Origin of the sequence: Psychrobacter sp. Arc29 (assembly GCF_041431175.1) — a bacterium.
Classification (GTDB): domain Bacteria; phylum Pseudomonadota; class Gammaproteobacteria; order Pseudomonadales; family Moraxellaceae; genus Psychrobacter.
The window spans coordinates 1-1,293 of record NZ_JASMRR010000020.1; the positions used below are offsets into that span (position 1 = coordinate 1).

The 1,293-nt window shown below is 47.5% G+C and carries 1 protein-coding gene; it reads right to left on the reverse strand.

Going from position 1 to position 1,293, the window contains the following annotated elements; translation table 11 throughout:
- Positions 1-79: 79 nt before the first annotated feature.
- Positions 80-1,270, reverse strand: a complete 1,191-nt coding sequence (tuf, locus tag QO189_RS14155) for an elongation factor Tu (RefSeq protein ID WP_201599904.1) — start codon at positions 1,268-1,270, stop codon at positions 80-82.
- Positions 1,271-1,293: the final 23 nt, after the last annotated feature.

A 1,293-nucleotide genomic window follows, 5' to 3' on the forward strand; every position in this document is an offset into this window, starting at 1 on the left:
CAACACCCAAAAAAAAGCCACCCTAGATAGGATGGCTTTTTTATGACTAATTCATAATCTCATTGCTGAGACTTAAGTCTTAGTTCAATACGTTAGCAACAACACCAGCGCCTACAGTACGGCCGCCTTCACGAATTGCGAAGCGAAGACCTTTGTCCATAGCGATTGGGTGGATAAGCTCTACGCCCATCTCAACGTTATCACCAGGCATTACCATTTCAGTACCGTCTTGTAATTGGATTGCGCCAGTTACGTCAGTGGTACGGAAGTAGAACTGTGGACGATAGCCGTTTAGGAATGGTGTGTGACGACCACCCTCTTCTTTTGACAGTACATATACTTCTGCGTCAAACTTGGTGTGAGGCGTGATTGAACCTGGCTTCGCTAGTACTTGGCCACGTTGTACGTCTTCACGCTTAGTACCACGTAGTAGTACACCACAGTTTTCGCCTGCACGACCTTCGTCAAGCAGTTTACGGAACATCTCTACACCAGTACAGGTGGTTTTTTGAGTGTCACGGATACCAACGATTTCGATCTCGTCACCAACTTTTACGATACCAGACTCAACACGACCAGTTACTACGGTACCACGACCTGAGATTGAGAATACGTCTTCGATTGGCATTAGGAATGCTTTGTCAACGTCACGCTCTGGCTCTGGGATGTAGGTGTCTAGTACGCCTAGTAGTTCTACAACGGCTGGTTGGCCGTATTTTTCTTGTGAGCCTTTTAGGGCTTCAGTAGCAGAACCGTGGATGATTGGGGTGTCATCACCTGGGAAGTCATAGTCGTTCAATAGTTCGCGAACTTCCATTTCTACTAGTTCTAGTAGTTCTTCGTCATCTACCATGTCACATTTGTTCATGAATACGATGATGTATGGTACGCCAACCTGACGTGACAACAAGATGTGCTCACGAGTCTGTGGCATAGGGCCGTCAGTTGCTGATACGACTAGGATTGCGCCGTCCATCTGGGCTGCACCGGTGATCATGTTTTTAACATAATCGGCGTGACCTGGGCAATCTACGTGTGCATAGTGACGGCTGTCTGTGTCATATTCTACGTGTGAGGTGTTGATGGTGATACCACGTGCTTTTTCTTCTGGTGCTGAGTCAATAGACGCGTAGTCTTTTGCTTCGCCACCAGAGGTGATTGCAGCTACGGTTGCGATTGCAGCGGTAAGGGTGGTTTTACCATGGTCAACGTGTCCGATTGTACCGACGTTGACGTGTGGCTTGCTACGTTCAAACTTGGCCTTTGCCATGGGTATTTCCTCTTTTTTTTGGT

What these genes read in the sequence shown, in the direction of transcription:
- tuf (WP_201599904.1), bottom strand. Translation starts at nt 1,270, where the DNA reads ATGGCAAAGGCCAAGTTTGAACGTAGCAAGCCACACGTCAACGTCGGT.